At 53.0% G+C, this 16,799-nt stretch carries 23 protein-coding genes and 1 pseudogene; 6 read left to right on the forward strand and 18 right to left on the reverse strand.

The window, feature by feature from the left end:
- The 6 genes and pseudogenes from DXA74_RS07185 (at position 1) to DXA74_RS07210 (ending at position 2,880) form a co-directional block, all read left to right on the forward strand.
- Entirely contained in the window at positions 1 to 417 is a 417-nt protein-coding gene (locus DXA74_RS07185; protein ID WP_005861640.1) for a PcfK-like family protein, read from the forward strand.
- Positions 414 to 1,745, forward strand: a complete 1,332-nt coding sequence (locus DXA74_RS07190; protein WP_005861643.1) for a PcfJ domain-containing protein — start codon at positions 414 to 416, stop codon at positions 1,743 to 1,745. Before DXA74_RS07185 ends, DXA74_RS07190 begins: the two co-directional genes overlap by 4 nt.
- A gap of 24 nt (positions 1,746 to 1,769) precedes the next feature.
- A pseudogene (locus tag DXA74_RS07195) lies at positions 1,770 to 2,038 on the forward strand (hypothetical protein).
- 19 nt (positions 2,039 to 2,057) lie between these two features.
- On the forward strand, positions 2,058 to 2,288 hold the full coding sequence (locus DXA74_RS07200) for a DUF3873 domain-containing protein (RefSeq protein WP_005861651.1): 231 nt from the start codon (positions 2,058 to 2,060) through the stop codon (positions 2,286 to 2,288).
- Positions 2,228 to 2,518 (forward strand): hypothetical protein, encoded by a 291-nt coding sequence (locus tag DXA74_RS07205; RefSeq protein WP_008674608.1) that lies wholly within the window; start codon positions 2,228 to 2,230, stop codon positions 2,516 to 2,518. Before DXA74_RS07200 ends, DXA74_RS07205 begins: the two co-directional genes overlap by 61 nt.
- Positions 2,519 to 2,571: 53 nt before the next feature.
- Positions 2,572 to 2,880, forward strand: coding sequence for a hypothetical protein (locus tag DXA74_RS07210; protein WP_005796903.1), 309 nt, complete (start codon positions 2,572 to 2,574; stop codon positions 2,878 to 2,880).
- Positions 2,881 to 3,008: 128 nt separating this feature from the next.
- On the opposite strand, the gene DXA74_RS07215 is transcribed toward DXA74_RS07210, so the two are convergent.
- The 18 genes from DXA74_RS07215 to DXA74_RS07300 form a co-directional block, all read right to left on the reverse strand.
- Positions 3,009 to 3,728, reverse strand: a complete 720-nt coding sequence (locus DXA74_RS07215) for a hypothetical protein (RefSeq protein ID WP_008674611.1) — start codon at positions 3,726 to 3,728, stop codon at positions 3,009 to 3,011.
- 216 nt (positions 3,729 to 3,944) lie between these two features.
- On the reverse strand, positions 3,945 to 4,472 hold the full coding sequence (locus DXA74_RS07220; protein ID WP_118526172.1) for a lysozyme: 528 nt from the start codon (positions 4,470 to 4,472) through the stop codon (positions 3,945 to 3,947).
- Complete coding sequence (locus DXA74_RS07225; protein ID WP_118526174.1) at positions 4,469 to 4,972, reverse strand: DUF3872 domain-containing protein; 504 nt, start codon at positions 4,970 to 4,972, stop codon at positions 4,469 to 4,471. Before DXA74_RS07225 ends, DXA74_RS07220 begins: the two co-directional genes overlap by 4 nt.
- Positions 4,972 to 5,871: a toprim domain-containing protein gene (locus DXA74_RS07230; protein WP_118526176.1), complete on the reverse strand. Its 900-nt coding sequence runs from the start codon at positions 5,869 to 5,871 to the stop codon at positions 4,972 to 4,974. Before DXA74_RS07230 ends, DXA74_RS07225 begins: the two co-directional genes overlap by 1 nt.
- A 7-nt stretch (positions 5,872 to 5,878) precedes the next feature.
- On the reverse strand, positions 5,879 to 6,454 hold the full coding sequence (locus DXA74_RS07235) for a conjugal transfer protein TraO (RefSeq protein WP_006255836.1): 576 nt from the start codon (positions 6,452 to 6,454) through the stop codon (positions 5,879 to 5,881).
- 2 nt (positions 6,455 to 6,456) lie between these two features.
- On the reverse strand, positions 6,457 to 7,446 hold the full coding sequence (gene traN, locus DXA74_RS07240; protein WP_118526178.1) for a conjugative transposon protein TraN: 990 nt from the start codon (positions 7,444 to 7,446) through the stop codon (positions 6,457 to 6,459).
- Between the two features lie 46 nt (positions 7,447 to 7,492).
- The gene (gene traM / locus DXA74_RS07245; protein ID WP_008674619.1) at positions 7,493 to 8,839 is read right to left on the reverse strand and encodes a conjugative transposon protein TraM; all 1,347 of its coding nucleotides are present in this window, start codon (positions 8,837 to 8,839) and stop codon (positions 7,493 to 7,495) included.
- Entirely contained in the window at positions 8,820 to 9,107 is a 288-nt protein-coding gene (locus DXA74_RS07250; RefSeq protein ID WP_009292471.1) for a TraL conjugative transposon family protein, read from the reverse strand. Before DXA74_RS07250 ends, traM begins: the two co-directional genes overlap by 20 nt.
- 39 nt (positions 9,108 to 9,146) lie before the next feature.
- Positions 9,147 to 9,770, reverse strand: a complete 624-nt coding sequence (gene traK / locus DXA74_RS07255; protein ID WP_005861666.1) for a conjugative transposon protein TraK — start codon at positions 9,768 to 9,770, stop codon at positions 9,147 to 9,149.
- 33 nt (positions 9,771 to 9,803) lie between these two features.
- Positions 9,804 to 10,808, reverse strand: a complete 1,005-nt coding sequence (traJ, locus tag DXA74_RS07260; protein ID WP_005861668.1) for a conjugative transposon protein TraJ — start codon at positions 10,806 to 10,808, stop codon at positions 9,804 to 9,806.
- 4 nt (positions 10,809 to 10,812) lie between these two features.
- Positions 10,813 to 11,442, reverse strand: a complete 630-nt coding sequence (locus DXA74_RS07265) for a DUF4141 domain-containing protein (protein ID WP_002560978.1) — start codon at positions 11,440 to 11,442, stop codon at positions 10,813 to 10,815.
- Between the two features lie 23 nt (positions 11,443 to 11,465).
- Positions 11,466 to 11,846, reverse strand: coding sequence for a DUF3876 domain-containing protein (locus DXA74_RS07270; protein WP_005680594.1), 381 nt, complete (start codon positions 11,844 to 11,846; stop codon positions 11,466 to 11,468).
- Between the two features lie 34 nt (positions 11,847 to 11,880).
- Entirely contained in the window at positions 11,881 to 14,397 is a 2,517-nt protein-coding gene (locus DXA74_RS07275) for a TraG family conjugative transposon ATPase (RefSeq protein ID WP_009292472.1), read from the reverse strand.
- Positions 14,394 to 14,726 carry a DUF4133 domain-containing protein gene (locus tag DXA74_RS07280; RefSeq protein ID WP_005816813.1) on the reverse strand — a complete coding sequence of 111 codons (333 nt, stop codon included), beginning with the start codon at positions 14,724 to 14,726 and terminating at the stop codon, positions 14,394 to 14,396. Before DXA74_RS07280 ends, DXA74_RS07275 begins: the two co-directional genes overlap by 4 nt.
- Before the next feature lie 10 nt (positions 14,727 to 14,736).
- Positions 14,737 to 15,054, reverse strand: coding sequence for a DUF4134 domain-containing protein (locus DXA74_RS07285; protein ID WP_002560983.1), 318 nt, complete (start codon positions 15,052 to 15,054; stop codon positions 14,737 to 14,739).
- A 201-nt stretch (positions 15,055 to 15,255) separates the two neighbouring features.
- Positions 15,256 to 15,984: a conjugal transfer protein TraD gene (locus DXA74_RS07290; RefSeq protein WP_118526180.1), complete on the reverse strand. Its 729-nt coding sequence runs from the start codon at positions 15,982 to 15,984 to the stop codon at positions 15,256 to 15,258.
- Between the two features lie 16 nt (positions 15,985 to 16,000).
- Positions 16,001 to 16,354, reverse strand: coding sequence for a DUF3408 domain-containing protein (locus DXA74_RS07295; protein WP_009017933.1), 354 nt, complete (start codon positions 16,352 to 16,354; stop codon positions 16,001 to 16,003).
- Between the two features lie 2 nt (positions 16,355 to 16,356).
- A complete protein-coding gene (locus tag DXA74_RS07300) occupies positions 16,357 to 16,797 on the reverse strand; it encodes a DUF3408 domain-containing protein (RefSeq protein ID WP_005861676.1) in 441 nt (146 codons plus the stop codon).
- Between the last annotated feature and the right edge of the window lie 2 nt (positions 16,798 to 16,799).

Consider the following 16,799-nt stretch of genomic DNA (forward strand, 5'->3'; position numbering starts at 1 on the left):
ATGAAAGGAACAGACCATTTCAAAAGAACGATACAAATGTATCTGGAACAGCGGGCTGAGGAAGATACGCTCTTTGCGAAGAAGTACCGCAACCCTGCCAAAAACATAGACGAGTGCGTGACCCACATTCTGAACTATGTGCAGAAAAGCGGTTGCAGCGGCTTCACGGACGGAGAGATATTTGGGCAAGCCATCCACTACTATGAGGAAAACGAGATAGAGGTGGGCAAACCTATGGCGTGCCAAGTGGTGGTGAACCATGTTGTGGAACTCACAGAAGAGGAAAAGGCGGAGGCACGTCAGAATGCAGTCCGCAGATACCAAGAGGAGGAACTCCGCAAGTTGCAGAACCGCAACAGACCGTCAGCGAGAAAAGAAAACCACCCCCAACCCTCATTATTTGATTTAGGCTTATGAAACCGAAGACCAAGATACAGAAAGAGGTGGCAAGACTTTCAGCCAACCTCCGCCCCATATCAACGACACAAATTGAATGGGCATACCGCCACTGCGTTGAACATATCGGCTACCGCACCAAGAAAGGGAACATTACCTGCTCCGACTGCGGTCACGAGTGGCACAGCGACAGCGCACTGTGCGACACCCTTGAAGGCTGCACCTGCCCCCAATGCCATGCCAAACTCAAAGTGCAGGACACACGCAAACGTATCTACAAGGAAACGCAGTATTTCAGCGTGATAACCACCTGCAAAGGCTATCAGGTAATCCGTGTGATGCAGGTCAGATGCGAGAGCAGGAAAGGCGAGCCGATGCACTTCTACTGCCACGAGGTTGTGCAGCGTTGGATTTCACCCGACGGTAAGGTTACAGACATGGCGTTGCTCCGTGGCTTCACATTCTATTACTGCGATGTATGGGCATTGTGCAGCGCGATGGAGATAAGACCGCACAACAGCCTATACGATGATGTTGTGGCAAGAAGCTGTGCATATCCCAAGATGAGGGTATTACCCCAACTCAGACGCAATGGCTTCAAGGGCGATTTCCACGGCATTTCCCCCGTGCGTCTTTTCAAAGCCTTGCTTTCAGACCCAAGAATTGAAACCCTTATGAAAGGCGGTGAGATTGAGGTTATGAAACACTTTCTTTTCAATGCCCGTACTGCCGATGAATGCTGGACATCATATCTGATTGCCAAGCGTCACAAGTATCGGATAGACAACTTCTCCATGTGGTGCGACTATCTGCGTATGCTCAACAAACTCGGTCAAGACCTCCGCAACCCGAAGAACATCTGCCCCGAAGATTTCATGGCGGCACACGACAACGCAACCCGAAAGATTGAAACCATACACGAGAAGGAACGAGCCGAGCAACGCCGCCGCTGGGAGATTGAAAGGCGTGAGCGTGAGCAACAGCGGCAACTGCAAAGGGAAAAAGATGCGGAAGATTTCATCGCCAACAAATCCAAATTCTTCGGATTGGTAATCACGGACGAGGAAATAATCATCAAGGTGCTTGAAAGCATAGACGAGTATTACAGCGAGGGCAAGGCACAGAACATCTGCGTGTTCGGCAGTGAATACTACAAGAAAGCCGACACCCTCATACTCTCGGCAAGGATTGGCGGTGAGATAATTGAAACCGTAGAGGTGGATTTGCGGACACTCAAGGTGGTGCAGTGCCACGGCAAGTACAACCAAGACACCGAATACCACGAACGTATCATAGACATTGTGAACAAGAACGCCAACCTTATCCGTGAGCGGATGAAAGTGGCATAGCATAAACCCTAAAACAACATTGATATGGAAGTAAGAATTGAAAGTATGATTTGTGTGTGGGATGATGCAATCCCCACGATGTTCATTGAATTTGTAAACCTCCTCACTCTCACAACGAGTGAGGAGGGATTGAGAAAAAGTGTGAAGGAGTTTGCCGAGAAGCACGAACTTGACAAGTTTTTCCTTTACGGCTTCGGCTCACATGTAGCTAACACCATTTCTACCTGCATCAACGCTACACGAGCAACCCCGAAATGGTGATGAAGAACAGAGTTCTGTCAGTACATTTTTAATCATATAAAAAGCAACATTATGGCAACACGAATGACCATCAACGGAGTAAGCACCTGTACGGAAGCAGGTACGGAGAAATATGAGCGTTTCCAATCGGGTATCGGCAGACGCAGGCGGACACTTGTGCAGTACGACTACCGCCATACGGACGGAGAACTGTTCGCTTGTGTCAAACCCACATTGGACGAGTGCCGAACCGCAAGGAACAAGTGGCTGAACGCAAAGCAGGGAAAGGAGGGCAACCGATGAACACGACCTATCAAACGCTGATAGTCAAATTCAGCGAACCTATCACGACATTGGACGGTATCTTTGACGATGCCCAAGCGTGGGGAACGGACACCCTCAAAGGGTGGATAGATGATTACGAAAGCACACGTTTCACCGCCACCGACAGCCATACGGCAGTCATCACGAGCGAGTATAATATGGAGTGGCTGCAACGGCAGACACCCATTGCCGAGATGCGAGAATTTTGAACGAGTTGGCGGTGTCCGCACCGCCAACACTTAAAACCCTAAAAACAACGGATATGATAGCCAAGACGATATTACAGCAGATAGGCGGAAGAAGATTTACCGCCATGACGGGCAGCCGTGATTTCATCGACATGGGCAACGGCTTACGGATGAGCCTTACACGGAACAAGACAAGTGCCAACCGCCTTGACATCATCTATGATGCGGGGGCAGACCTCTACAATATGCGGTTCTACCGCAGGACATTCAGCAAAAAGACTTTCGAGTGCAAGGAAAAGGACATTGCCGTACACGAGGGCATCTATTTTGATATGCTGGAAGAAATGTTCACGATGGTGACGGGACTTTACACACGCTTTTGAGTGGCGGCGGCGAGAGCCGCCCTACTTTCTTTCGGTGAGCATGATGGCGGACAAAGAAAGTAGCAAAGAAACCTCTGTCCAATCTGCGATGCCATTCACAAAAAAACAAGTTTTAATCTATGATAATATTATTTTTTTGTTAGTAAATTCCAAGGAGTTTCAGATATTAGTTTTTTCACCATATCTTCACCTATTTCTTGTGAAATAGTAGCACCTGATACAGCAAAATCATCTAATAAATTATCAACTCCTAATTTATCTACCGAGATACCTTTCCATTCCCTTACAAATTCTTCACTCCAATCTTCTTCAATATCGCCAGTATAATAGTTTACATACGGTGTAAACTTCATATCAAACTTTACGACCAAATGGTTTAACGAGTTTATATCGGGAGCAATAACAATAATCTCTCCTTGAGGAAAATTAGAAAAATTAAATGTTTTTCCTTTGATTCTCCACTCTCGTAGATATTCAAAATCATAAGAGTCCACATTTAATATATCAGTTCTCCACTTTAAGTGTTCTGGTATATCTTCATTACCATCCGTATAAATAACATTTCTTGCCCCAAAATCACGAACTAATATATCTCTTGAAAATCCTAATCCCCATGGTAAATACATAGGTTGTCCGGTGCTTTTGGTTTTTACTTCAAAGAAACGTTTAATCGCTGTTATGGGAGATGCCGAAAAACAAATATATCCCTTATCGCTAATCAATTGTTTTTCCTCTAAAATCTTTTGTAACGTATCACAAGGAGAATGGTCACGTCCATTTATGAAATGAAACAGATATGGACTTTGGTCCAATCTTGCTCGCTTAAATTTATCATTAATTATTGCCATATAGTTATAAACGTCCTAATTTTTACAGTATTGCAAAATTAGCAACTAATAAGCAGACTAAGAAATTTAGTTGGGCTTATTCCAGACCCTACATATGTCATACAAAAAGATTTCAGAAAATATAGTTATTCGGAAATATATATGACAGCTTCATAATGAAATTATCATCCCCACCACATTTCCGTAGCAGGGATGATTTTTTATGCACACTTCCTTTTATGGTACATACAGCAGCGCAAACTCCGCCTTTCTCCGTTTGAGCAGCATGGCGTGGCGTTTTCCCTTGTAGTTGCAGAAGGCGATATACTCCCGGTAGATGTTCCTGTCGCCCGCCTCCAGCTTTCGGATCAGCGAGCTTTTGGGTATCTTTCCGCTCCCCCAAAGCCGGTATGGTCCGACATTGTAGGCAAGCGTGGCAAGTAAAAGACTGTCCTTTCCGAACTGCCGGAACATCATGCAGAACTTCCGCAAGTCTTTCCGCAGAAGCACGTCCGCCTGCCGCTTCGTCATGGTGCGTGCAGAATACCTTTCGCCCGGCAAAATTTTGTGCCCCCAACCCACGTATGGGTAGTGCTTTTCCAAATGCCAGCCCTCAAAATACTTCGTGCAGCGCACCGCCCGCTCGAAAAGTGGCAGCCGGTAGATTGCCATCTGCCCGTCCGTTCCCTCTTGGCGGCTGATCCGTGCTGACACGGAACAGACCGCCAGAAGCGAACAGAGCATTGTCATGAATACACGCATCATTTCAACAAGGGTCTGAAGTTGCTGATGGGAACGATGGTCAAGCCGTCATCCTTTACATTCCGGTTGTTGAAGTCAAATTCCAGCTCGAAGGAGTTGCCGAAGTTGTCCTCCACCACCACGATGAAGTTATGCGCCTCGTCACCCTCCGCCGTATAGTACAGACGGAACTTCCCGTTCTCCAGCAGGTAGCGGTCGTTGGGCAGGAAGGTGATGCCGTTATCCATTTTCAACTTTCCTTCCCCCTCAAACTGGAAATAGCGGATGGTGTAAAGCGTGTTAGCGAAGTCGCCCTCCTTTTTCAGTTCACAGCGGATTTCCACCGTCTGCCCCTTCGTCACCTTGTTCGGCACGGGCATGACCTCCACCGTGAAGGGATAGGACTGTTGAATGTCCATGTCGTCGTCGCACGACACGAAGGTGAATGACACGGCGGCTATCAGGCATAACGCCACCGCCTTGAAGATGTTTGTTCTCTTGTTTCTGTTGTTCTGTATGTTCATTATTTTTCGATTTTTAGATGGTTGTTTTTCTGTTTTTTCGTTGTCAGTTGCAGGTACTCGTTCAAGTCCTTGCAACCGTCATAGAGGGAGGAACGGTCGGTGACACGCTCCCCATATCGCTTGGTGAGTGCGGCAAGCGTTCGCCGTCCGGCTTCGTCACGGTCGAGGAAACAGCCGATGCGCCCGTAGCCCTCCAGCATCCCCGTCGCCTTCTCCACGTTGGCGACAGAGTTCAGCACAAGGCAGTCAGCGTTACCGGTTACGCCAAGCGTCACAGCGGAGAGAAAGTCCATGAAGCCCTCGAACACGAGGTACTCGTCAGCCGGGATGTCATTCGCCTTTACCAGTGATACAGACTTCGGAGGTATGCAACCCTTGAAATAGCGGCTCCGGATTTCAAAGCCACCTACCAAGTTTGGGAAACCGACGGCAAAATACCGTTTCCCACGCACACCGTAGTTCAGACGGCAGCAGTGGCGGGATGCGACAGCGTAAGGTATGCACCGTTCCGCCAAATACTCCGTCAGCGGTGAGCGAAACAGCGGAGCGACCTCCACATCCTCAAAGACGGGTTCAATCGGCTTGGGGAAATAGACGGGCTTTTCCCATTCGGCAACCGTCATATTGGCGGTTTCCGCTATGAACTTCGCCTGCGTCCTAAAGTCGCCGCTTTGCAGAAACTCCCCGGCAAGCGTGAAGATGTCGCCGCCTTTGCCCAAGCCGAAGTCATACCAGAGCTGTTTCGCCACGTTCACACGGAAAGAGGGTGTGCGCTCGCCCCTATACGGGGCGATATACCACAGCTCGTTACCGCTCCTTCTGGCAGGCTCATGCCCCAACCGTGCGAGAAAATCCGCAAGCGGTATCTGTCTTATAGCGTCTATCTCCGTCCGTTCCATGCCCTTGTCAGTTGATGATGAACTTTACGCCGACCCCGAACTGCGTGTGGAACTTCCGCGTGTCGCCACCCCACAGGCAACGCTCCCGTAGATTGGCAAGCAGGGCGATACGGTCTGCCACGTAACACTCCACATCGAGCGTCAGCGCACCGCCGTAGATGAAGGCATCCCGGTCGTGCAGCGTGGAACCGTCATGCAGCACCTTCTTCCCCCAGTTCACCGATTCATATCCGGCAAGAGCCGAAGCCCCGGCATAGGCGAACACGATTTTTCGTGCATCCGACAGTATCTTGAAGTAATAGCCACCCTCCGCCGTGAACTGCGCCACGGGTATCTTGGTGTCTTTGTAGGGGTTGTTCTTCAGGAGGTATTCGCCACCGAACACCCACTTGTTCCCCTTCTTCGTGTAAGTGGAGAGAGCCGCCCCGAAACTGTACCCGCCGTCCTTGCCGCCGGGATTGAAGCCGTCCGCCATGTCCGCCCTCACCTCGATGCCCTGCATCTTCGGCAGACACCGCTGGGCGTGCGCCTGCCCTGTAAAAAGGGCAAGCGACGCGATGATTATTGCGATGTACTTTCTCATAGTCAGCGTACTTGAAGTTCGTTGATGGTACCCGCGCGTACCAAATCCTCGTTCTCAATCACGAAGGACTGGTGACGGCCGCCGTTCTTCTCGTTCAGCTCCACCACGAGGCACTTGTCATCGGGGATGGTGAACTTCGCCATCGTGAAGACCGTGCGCTCACTCTTTTTGCCCGGCACGAGGGTGGCGTAGTTCTGCGCACGGAGCGGCAGGATAATCTGCTCCTGCACGGCGGTACGCTTCGCCACCTTCTTGTCCACGATTTTCCATGTGATGTAGTCCACATCGAAAGGCACGTTGCTCTGGTTCTTTATCTCCGTGTGGAAATAAAGCAAGCCGTTGTGCGTGTAGATGCCTTTCAACTGGTATTGGATGCCGAAACGCTTGCAGCCGATATGCTTCACCTCGCGCTTGTTCTGCTTGTGGATGGACTTCATGATAAGGCGCACCAGCATCGGGCTTTCGCTGCCCAGCTCTTTCAGATAGATTTCCTGCGCGTTGTTCGGGCGGTTCACCGTGCTGCCGTCATGGATGAAGTCGCACATCTCCACGTTGAGCAACAGCGGTTCGGCGGCGTACTTCACGTTGAAGGTGTAGAAACTGCCGTCTTCCGTGATGACGGACATATTCGTTTCGTTGGGGAAATTCCGTACCGTAGCCTTCACACGGATGACGTTCTCCGCTCCGTCGGCTTTCCCGGCAATCAGGTCGGGCGAGCCTAAATCGACATAGCGCACCTCCGCCGGAAAAATGACGTGGACGGTCTTGTCGTAGGTCACTTCCAGACCGTGCGGCGGTATCATGCGGTCGAAGGCCAGCTTGCGCGACAGCCCGTGATACAGGTCGCCGTCCGCCTCCTTCTGCGGATAGACCTCCTTCGTCAAGGTCGGCTGTTCATTACTTCCGTTGTTCTGTTCAACGGTTACATTCTCCTGCGCGTTGGCAGTTGCGATGCCCATAGCGAGGGCAAACATGATGATTACTTTTCTCATTACTTTTGGTTTTTTAGTGGTAAATGGTTTTTATTGATTGTTGTTTTCAGTCCTTTTCCTGATAGAGCATGACCCTGTACCCGGCTTTCAGATGCACCTTGACGGTGCGCATCTTCTTGGCGATGTACTGGCTCGTGCCTTGTATCAGCCCCTTGCCCAAATCGGAGGCGAGCTGTGCCCCGGCATTGGTGGAGATGTTGATGCTGCTCCCCAATGAGCCGCCCATGTTGGCGGCAACCTCCCTGACGGCGTTCATCTCCATCGAGTTTGGGATGAAGATACCGGGCTGTCCGTCCGTGTCATAGACCGCAAGCTCCACCGGGATAATCGTGCCATCGTATTCCAGCGAGGTGACCTCGATGTCGAGCCGCTCACCCTGTATCTTGCCCGTGCCGACCACCACTGCATTGCGTGGGATAATCCTGCCCGCCACCGCCATAGGCTCCAGCAGGCGCAACCTTACCGTCTGTCCGTCCATCACACCATGCGCACCATGCACACACGCCGGTATGGTGTTCCGGTCCGATACCTCTGTAGTGCCGACAGCCGTGTTGAACCCCCGGTTGCGTTCCTGCGAGAAGGTGGCGACAAACTCCGCGTTGCTCATGGGCTGTGCAAGGGAGGAAACGATTTGGCGGGTCACTTGCCTTACGGGTGTCGCCGTGTTCTTCTTTCCCTTCTGCACGGTGGAAGGCTCTGCCGCCTGTTCCGGCTTTCCTCCGTTCTGACCGCCCATGTACTTTGCCGCCAGCTCATAGGACTTCTCCATAAGTGCCACCTGTTCGTCCATAGATGAAGTCCTGCCTTTTTCGCTTTCCAGTTCCGATTCCAGCGAGGCGATGCGCTCCAACAGCTCATCCATCTCGGCATTGTCGTTCTTCGGCTGTTCGTAGAAGTTGCCGAGGGTGGCGTTCAGGTCACGGTAGGCGGCAGCGGAGGATTGGATAGTCTGCGGTGTGGCAGGCTGTGCCTTTTCCTCCTTGCCGCCCGGATTGGCGAGGTCGAAGTCCGTCCCGTCCTCCGTTCCAGCTATCTCGCGGTCGAACATGTCGCCCAGCTGCCCGATGGCACGGTTGCGGCTCTCCAGACGCTCCTCCATCTCCCCATGCTCGTAGGCTTTCAGTTTGTCGCCGATAATCTGCTTGTTCGCCTTGTCAGCGTCGGGCATCTCGGTGTTGTATCCGTCCGTTCCCGGCTGTTGCTCCTTGCCGGAGGACGGGGCGAATATCAGCCACATCGCCCCGATGAACACCAGCACCATAGCGGGCAACACGATCATCTTCTGCCGTTTCAGCCGTTGCGCCTCTGTCAGCGGTTCGCGCTCCTTTTTCGGCTTTCCCGTGTCGGGAGCGGTTTTGTTCTCTTTCATCGGTTCATTCTTCGTCTGTTCCATATAAATAAGGTGTTAAGTGATTGTCTGTTTCCGCCGGGGTCGGCAGTTCCACCCGTCCGGCGTGTCCCGTTTCCATGCGTGAGCCATCGTTTCTGCCGATGTCATAGATGGCTCTGCCGAAGGTGTAGAGGGCAAGCACCGTGAAGGCGGCGAGCATCCCCAGCACGATGCGGCGGCGTGTTTCCGGCGGCAAGCCGTCCAGATACCCTTTGAGCCTTGCCACCAGCTGTTTCCGTTTGTCGTGGAGCTTCCAGTACACGCCCCACATTGTTTTTCTGATACTTTTTACTTTCCGTTTCATAATCCGTTACCGTTTGATTGTCTGTAAATCCTTGTTCTCAATGATGGTGAAGCCCTCGATGGTGAAGCCATTGGGGTTGTCGTCCGACCGCGATGCGTTCAGCAGGCGGCAGGTGGTCACGAGGCTGCGCTCGGTGACGTTGCTCTGCCGGATGATTTTCTGCGTGGCGTAGGTCACGGCACGGTAGGGATAGGCGTTGAAGTCGCACACCACGCTGTCCACCTTCAGCACTTGGTTGATGTTCCCGGCGATGATGCGGTTGTAGTACCCCTTCTCGGCGAAGTCCGAATAATAGTGGTACACGCTCTTGTCCGCCAGCAGCAAGGCACGTTTCACGTTGTGTTCAATTGCGCTCTTTTCGGGCGACAGCGTGAAGAACAGCTCGTGGAAGCGGCGCACATGCTCCCGCGCCTCCGCCGGGCGGTTCTGCGACAAGTCCTGCGACAAGGCGAGCATCAGGCTCTTGCCGTTGTCCAGCACATAGATTTTCTCCCGTTGCTTCTCCGCGAAACGGTAGGAACTCCACACGCTCCATACCGTCACCACGGCGCACAGCGAAAGGAAGACGATACCGAACAGGCGTATCTGCCTGAACGATGATTCGATGTTTCTGAGTGACTTAAATTCCATTCTTAATTCTGTTTCAATGATTCTACATGATTGTTATTTCAGCAATTTGCCGGCACGTCCCATCATATTGCCTGTCGCAGCTCCGGCAACACTGCCCGCCATTCCTCCGGCACGTCCCGCCATCTGGTTCACGTTGCGACCGTAACCGCCCATGCCTCCGGCTTGGATAATCCAGCCGGCAACGGTGGGAATGGTGAAGTAGCCGATGATGCCGATGCAGAGGAACACGATGTACACCCCGTCGCTCGAATCCAGCGAGAAGTTCGGGTCTGTCTGCATCCGCTCGATGTCGCTTTGCAGCATCAGCACCTGTATCTTCGCCAGTATGGTGCTGAACATGTCCGACACCGGCAGCCACAGATATACCTGTATGTAGCGGCATATCCACTGCGTGAGCGTGCTTTGGAAACCGTCCCACACCGATATGGCGAAGGCTATCGGACCGAGTATCGCCAGCACCACGAGGAAGAAGGTGCGGACGGTGTCTATCACGAGGGCGGCGGCTTGGAACAGCAGTTCCAGTATCTCGCGGAAGAAGTCGCGGATGCTCTTCTTCATGTTGTACATTCCCCGGTCGATATACATTCCCGCCATCGTCACCATGTCGGAGGGCGACCAGCCGAGTTCCTCCAGTTGCTTGTCAAATTCCTCGTTGGACACGAGGTAGGCGGTTTCGGGGTTGCGTACCATCGCCTCGTATTCCAGCTTGTCCTTCTGCTCCCGGTATCGGTTCATGTCCAGCGTTTCCGCCTCCAGCATCTTTGCCGTGCCCTGTACGACGGGTGAGAGGATGCTGTTTATCGTGCCCAGCACCACAGTCGGGAAGAACATGATGCACAGACCGATGGCAAAAGGGCGGAGCATCGGGAATACGTCTATCGGTTCGGCTCTCGCCAGCGACTGCCATACCCGGTAGGCGACGTAGAACAGCGCACCCAGCCCGGCGATGCCTTTCGCCACACCCGCCATGTCCCCACATAGCGGCATCATCTGCTCATAAAGTGAGCGTAAAATCTGATGAAGGTTATCGAACTCCATAGGCTTACCAGTATCTTTCGTTCATGTTCCCGTACAGCCCCATGATGCGGTCGAGGTCGTTCTTTTTCTTCGCACGCAGATAACTCACGGAGATGTTCTTGTTGGTGTAATAGCTCACAAGGTTGCGGTAACGCTTCATTTTGGAGTAGCAGCGTTCCACCACGTCCATGCGCTCCTTGTCGGTCATGGAGAGCGTGGTGATGTTCACCACATTCTTCAGTTCCGTCAACACTTCGTTGCTCTCTTCCAGCAGTTTCGTGTAACCGAAAGCGATTGCCGACAGCTCTTCTGGTCTGAAATTTCCATCACGGAGCATCCTTTGGAAACTGTTTACATAAATGTCGGTGATGTCGCCTACCATCAGGATGGTCTGCTGCACCTTGCGGGCGTCCTTGACGAGATTGTTCACCGATTTGAGGGCATCGTAATACTTTTTGCCCTGCTGATAGATTTTCACCGTTTCCTGAAAGTTGCTCACCATGTTCGTGGCGGTCTTGGAGGTATGGATGATGTTTTTGGAGGCATTGATGATACCCTGCGCCAGATTGCCCGGATCGCTTACGACCCACTGTGCGCTTGCCCTGCCTGCGAAAAGCAGGCACAGGCAGATAATCATTGTTATTCTTGTTCTCATGTTACTTTGGATTTTAGTGGTTGTTATTCTTCTGTCGGGTGTCCCGGCTGCGGTTTCACCCGCACATAGTCGCCGCCCGGCGAGAAGGTCAGCACGTCCGTGGCCTCGTTGTAGGACACGTCGATGCGGAAGCCGGTGTTCATGAACAGGTTGCCGTTCTCCTCCTGCAAGAGATAGGTTTCCGGTTTCAGCTTGCGGCGCAGACCGCTCCGGCGGAACACCGTCACCTTGTAGGCTTCGCCCTCCTTGTAGATAAGCACGTCGGGCTTCCCCTCCACGCTCTCCCAGTTCCCGCACAGCATATCACGGAGGTTGTCGGCCACGTCGCAGGATTGCAGCATCATGACCGCCAATCCGATCAGACACTTGCTGACTTGCAGCATTTTCACTTTCTGTAAACTCATACGCATTTTTCTTTTTTCGTTGATAAATTCATTTTTAATTGTTGGTTGTTTCCTTGTTTCTCCGCTTCTCGGCAAGTTGCCGGATGGCGGCTTCGATGTCGCCGCCCAACTTCTCCGCCAGACGGTAAACCTCCACTTTCTCCGTTTCCTCGGTGGTGTACGCCAGATACTCTTCTGCACTGACCTCGGTGGCATAGACCGCCGATTGTGTGCCACCCAAGCCTATCCACACCTCCTTGTAGAGCCGTGAAGGATTGTTCGCCATGTTGATGGAGAGTATCTGTCCCTTCTCCTTTTCCGTCAGTCCGAGCAACGCCTGTATTTGGTCGAACTTGTTCATATATTTCCTTTGGTCAAGCAGGATTTTACAATCCGAGTTGTTGATGATGCTCTCCTTGACCACGGGAGAGGAAATGATGTCGTCCACCTCCTGCGTCACCACGATTGCCTCGCCGTAATACTTTCTGACGGTCTTGTACATATAGCGCAGGTATTCAGCCATGTTCGCTGAAGAGAGAGCCTTCCAAGCCTCTTCCACAATAAGTTGTTTCCGTACCCCTTTCAGACGCCGCATCTTGTTGATGAAGGCTTCCATGATGATGATGGTCACGACGGGGAACAGTTCGCGGTTTTCCTTAATCGAATCTATCTCGAAGACAATGAACCGCTTGCCGAGCAGGTCGATGTTCTCCGTGGAGTTGAGCAGGAAGTCGTAGCGTCCGCCCCGGTAATACTGCCGCATGGTGGTGAGCATGTTGTCGATGTTGAAGTCGGACTTCTCCACCTTGATGTCACGCTCAGCCAGTTCCTTGCGGTAGTCGTCACGCATATACTCGTAGAAGGTGTTGAACGACGGCACGATGCTACGGTCAGATTGGATACGCTCAATATAGGCACTCACGGCACTGCCCAGTTCGCCGCTCTCCGTCTTCGTCACCTTGTCGTCCTCCGATTTCCAGAGCGTAAGAAGCAGGGTCTTGATGCTGTCCTTCTTCTCTACGTCGAAGATGTAGTCATCGGTGTAGAACGGGTTGAACGATATGGGCTTCTCTTCCGTGTAGGTGAAATACACGCCGTCCGCCCCGTCTGTCTTGCGCCGGATCATGCCGCACAAGCCCTGATAGGAGTTTCCCGTGTCCACCAGCACCACATGCGCGCCTTGCTCATAATATTGCCGCACCAAGTGGTTCATGAAGAACGACTTGCCGCTGCCCGAAGGACCCAGCACGAACTTGTTGCGGTTCGTGGTGATGCCCCGCTTCATCGGAAGGTCGCTGATGTCGAGGTGCAGCGGTTTCCCCGTGAGCCTGTCCACCATCTTGATGCCGAAGGGCGAGAGCGAAGAGCGGTAGTTGGTTTCCTCTGTGAACAGGCACACCGCCTGTTCGATGAAAGTGTGGAAACTCTCTTCCGCCGGGAAGTCCGCCGCATTGCCGGGTATCGCCGCCCAGTAGAGTGTCGGGCAGTCGATGGTGTTGTGGCGCGGCACGCATTCCATGCTTGCCAACTGGCTGCCCACGTCGTTCCTGATATGCTTCAGTTCCTCCGCATCGTCGCTCCACGCCATGACGTTGAAGTGTGCCCGTACCGAGGTCAGTCCGTAGGAATGGGCTTCGTTCAGGTACTGGTCTATCCACTCGCGGTTGATGCTGTTGCTCCTTGAATAGCGAGATAGTGACTGCATATTACGGGCGGACTTCTCGAACTTCTGCAAGGCTTCCTCGCTGTTGTCTATCAGCACATACTGGTTGTAGATATGGTTGCAGGAGAGCAGAAGCCCCACCGGGGAGGCGAATGACAGTCGGCAGTCACTCCGGTCAGTGGAGAGCTTCTCGTAACGGGTATCTGTCGCCACCTTGCCCGGCAGGTCTTCCGCATCGGAGAGGGTGTGCAGGCACAGGCGGTTGTCGCCGATGCGCATCTCCCTTGCCGAAAGTTCGATGTCCTGCAAGGTGATGTCACCTTCCGGCATGAGCGAGAAGTAGCGTTCTACCAGCCCCGCCTTACCCTCCGTCCCCACAATCTCGTCGGTGGAGAGGCGGCGCAACCTGACAAGCCCGCTGTCGTTCATGATACGCTCGAACTGTTCGCAGGCTTCCATGAACTTGGTCGTGGTTTCCCTGTCCAGCTCCTTCGGGATGATATGTCCCCGGCACAGCGTGCTGAAGTTGCTCTGCATCCGGTTACGCTCCTTTGTCGTCTTGGTCAGGTAAAGATAACAGGTGTGTTTCAGGTACGGACGCTCGTTGAAGTGACGCTCGAAGCTTCGTGAGAGGAAGCTCATGTCGTCCTTCTGAAGCTCCGGCTTGTAGCGTTCCTTGATGAACCAGTCCTGTTTGTGGACGACGGAGTAGTCCGGCAGCACCTTGATCGCCTTGCACCAGCAGCCGTGTATCGCCTCGTACTCCGCGCCCGTCACGGTGTAAAGCTCCGGCAGCTCCACCTCGAAAGCCACCGTGATGTCGGCGTCCTTTGAGATGATGCAGCCATGCTCCACCGCAAGAAGCGGGAACTTGTTTTCCAGTGTTGTCATTTTTGATGTATTCCTCATGTCGTTTCTTCCTTTCGTTGTCGTTTGAACAGACGGGTTATCCGCCGCCGGTTGATCAGGTATCGGGGATGGCTCCGTGCCGCTCCCAGTTTCATCAGCCCGTGTTCGCCGTACCGGGCGTTCAGCGCGAAGGTCTGCCATACAAGGAGGGAGGACGATGCCGCGCCAAAGCCGATACATACCCACTGGTCGATGCCGACCATGTAGAGGATGACGAACAGGACGAAGAGAGCCAGCAGACCTCCGCAGAAGATGAAGAGGTACTGTGCCTTCAAGCCCTTGAACTCTACCGGACGGCCGATACCCTTGTTGATTGGGTATTCAGCCATACATTATTTATTAAAGGAAGAATGAGCGCAGGATGGTGGCGGCAACAATCAGGAAGATGCACGCGCCGAACCACGAGGCGGCTGTCTTGCTGGTGTCGGGGTCGCCCGATGAAAACTTGCCGTACACTTTTACGCCCCCGATAAGCCCGACGACCGCACCGATGGCGTATATCAGTTTAGTTCCGGGGTCGAAATAAGAACTCACCATAGAGGTGGCTTCGTTGATGCCCGCGATGCCGTTTCCCTGTGCGAAAGCAGAGGCGGTTGCGGCGATGACAAGTGCCGCGGAGAGGATTGCTTTTCTGTTTTTCAAGATGTTCTTGTTCATAAACTGTTCTTGTTTTTTGCCGTCAAAAGGGTGGATGGTCCTTTGTCGGGCGGTTGATACTTTGTTTCTTTACTTTGGTTTTAGTGGATGCCCGTTTGTTTCCACGGACGTGGGCGTGTCCGTTGCGGATGGGGATGCGCCTTGCGTTTCCTCGCCGCGTGGGTTGATGTCATTCTTTCATGTTCATTTCTTTTATTGTTGTCATACATAGTTGCGAATGTCGAACTCCTCGATGTTGTCCGGCACGACGAACTCCTTTTCAGATTTCTTCAGCCGAATCTCGATAAGCCCCTTGATGCGGATGCCTATCTCCGAAGAGCCTTCCATCATTTTCTCGTACAACTCCGTGCCCTCCATGTCGGTGAACACCTTGGCCGCCTTTTCACGTTGCGCCTGCGTTGCATCCGGGTTCTTGGCGGTCTTGCAGGCGTCGTCGATCTCGTCAAAGCTGCTGCCCGAAGCCCGTGGCGTGTCCGAAGCGTCTTCATCCGGTTCGTCCTCCCCGTATCCCAGTTCCTCCGGCGGTATGCTCGTGAAGGTCTCATCGAGCTTTTCCTCCGGGACTTGCGCCGGGCGGGACGCGGTTTCCGTGTTTCCGTCGTCAAAAGTAGCCTCTTCCTCCGACAGCTCAATGCCTTTTTCCGAAGTGGCGGCTTCTTGCGCCGGTATGGCAGCGGTTGTCCGGGTGGATGCCATTTTGAAACGGCTCTTGCCGATGATGTCCCCCTTTGCCGTGGGAACTTCCTCATGTGCCGCTACGCTCTTTGGTCCATTCCTGTCCAACGACCGCCATAATCCGACTATGCCCTTGAAGAAGCGGACAAGCCGCGTTTCCATGATGCGCTCGTAAAGGAGCAGGAACAGGAACCATAGGTTGCAGCCGACCGATACCGCCAGCAGAATGTCTGTCATACTGATTGTTTCATTCATATACTTCCGGTTTTAATTAGAATACTGAATTGTAATTCCGGGCGTAAAGGCTCTTTATGGCGTCCTCGCACTGGTTGAAGTGGTGCGTCAGCACATGGTCGATGTAGGCGGACAGCGTAAGCCGGTCATGCCCGATTACACGGGTGATGCGCATGATACGCTCGTGGTACTCCGGGCGCACATACGCCATCTTGCCCTCCCGCGCCTTTACTTCGGGGTCGCGGATAAACAGACGCTCATAGTCCTTCTCGCTGCATTTGCCGCTTACCGGGACGAGCGACAGTATTTCCACGCTCGCCTTCACTTGGGCAAGCATGCCTCCGCAGTCCTGCTGCGGTCTTTTTTCATTCGGTGTCATTTCTTTTTCCATTTTCAAATCAGATCTTCACGTTGTTTCTTGTACAGTTCGTTGATTCTCTCCTTGTGCTGTTCCAGATGCTGGCGCAGCACGGTATCCACATAGCCGCCCACGGAGATTTCCCCTCCGGCGATATCGTTCACTATTCTGAGGATTTTGCCGTGTACGTCGCGGCTGATATAGACGCACTGGCGGGTCTTTATCTCGTTGCGGCGCAGGAACAGCTCGTTATAGTCCTCGTCCTGCCTTTTCCGGCGACCGCCTTCCCTCTGCGTTCTCTCCCGTGCCACGGGCTGCGCGGGTGGCGGCTCCGGTACGGCGGTGTCATCTTCGGTCGGTGCGGTTGCGGGGACTTCCTGCGCCGGACGCAGTGTCCCGTCCTGAGTGCGCCGCCCAATGGATGCCAACAGCAGTTCCTCGTCGATGCCTTCCGTGTTCACTTTCCTGCTGCCCATGC

The sequence above is a fragment of the Bacteroides sp. OF04-15BH genome (assembly GCF_003477995.1).
Classification (GTDB): Bacteria; Bacteroidota; Bacteroidia; order Bacteroidales; family Bacteroidaceae; genus Paraprevotella.